The organism is Aeromonas sp. Y311-2 (genome assembly GCF_027706025.1).
Classification (GTDB): Bacteria; Pseudomonadota; Gammaproteobacteria; order Enterobacterales; family Aeromonadaceae; genus Aeromonas; species Aeromonas veronii.
The window spans coordinates 1-1,212 of sequence record NZ_JAPDCL010000066.1 but is presented as its reverse complement, the minus strand read 5'-3'; the positions used below and the strand labels follow the sequence as shown (position 1 = coordinate 1,212).

Below are 1,212 nucleotides of genomic sequence, written 5' to 3'. Positions count from 1 at the left end.
CAGGGCGGGAGCACACTTTGTTGATATTTTAACCAAAGAATAACTGAGCCCGATAGTCGTCATTCCAGCCGGCTCTTTTTAGCTTGTTTCTCTGACTTCGAGCACCACAATTGCTCTGTTTTACGATATTCAATACGAACCGCCGGAATAGCGCCATATTCTCGACCGCATCCTCCATCGCTATCCTGGAAGCATCCTCGTTGAACACCACATCAAGAATGTAATGCTGGCTGTTCTCTATCCGCCAGTGCTGCCGTATATAGTGCCCTAGCAGCTTGTGCTTGGGGGATAACGAGCTGACATAGTAAGAGGTATCTACCGTTCCTTTTCCGTTGGCGCTGCGGTGACGCTCAACGGCAATGATGCTGCGGATTGTCGGCCATTTCTCCGTCAACTCTGGCGGTAATTTGGCTTTTAATTGAAACACATAACGCTCTTCCTGGCGGCCATGTCCACTCTCTTTGTGCTCGACGACAATCTTCTCTTTCTGGGCGTCAAACAGTGACTGGAATTGCGATTGAACCGCTTGATACAGCTTCGGTTGATTATTCTTGACCTGTACCACTACATGAGCCTTCTTCTCGCTGATTTTCTCCAGTGTCTCACGCTGACAATGCAACGCATCGAGTGTGACAACGGCTCCTTTTAGCTCAAGAATGTCCAGCATATCTTTGACGGTTTCGATTTCCCCCTTCTTGTTAGGGGTTGCTTTCTGGCTTAACACCAGCCCATTTTCGGTATCGTAAGCCGTGACCAACTGAAGCGCATCCTTGGCATTTCCCCGAAAGGAGCCGCGTAACACCTTGCCATCAAAGGCAATGATGGGTTTGCCCTGATGAGTGCGCTGTTCATTGACCCAGCACAGCAACGCTTCAAGCAAGGTATCGATGACAATGCAGCGCAGAATGCGGGCAACCGTGTGACGCCGCGGGATGCCGTTGGCAAAGGGGCGATGCTGACGGAGCCAATCGATCTTTGAATCGCCATAGGTTTCGATGTCATTCCAGCCCTCGGCACCACTCATGATGGCACTGATGACAAGGAACATGACATCAACCAGGTTATGTTTACGATTGATCTCAGAGCGAGTTTCTTCGACAAGGGTAAGGTGTTCAATCAACGTCATAGCGCGTGCCTCCTGCATGGAGACGCGATTAGATCACAGACGATCTGCCTGTTCAAATTTCATTAACAAAGTGCGATCCCGCCCTG

The 1,212-nt window shown here is 50.0% G+C and carries 1 protein-coding gene; it reads right to left on the bottom strand.

Annotated features, from left to right (window positions below; genetic code table 11):
- Positions 1-28: 28 nt before the first annotated feature.
- Positions 29-1,126: an ISAs1-like element ISAs1 family transposase gene (locus tag OKC42_RS22625; RefSeq protein WP_010676219.1), complete on the bottom strand. Its 1,098-nt coding sequence runs from the start codon at positions 1,124-1,126 to the stop codon at positions 29-31.
- Between the last annotated feature and the right edge of the window lie 86 nt (positions 1,127-1,212).

What these genes read in the sequence shown, in the direction of transcription:
- OKC42_RS22625 (WP_010676219.1), bottom strand. Translation starts at nt 1,126, where the DNA reads ATGACGTTGATTGAACACCTTACCCTTGTCGAAGAAACTCGCTCTGAG.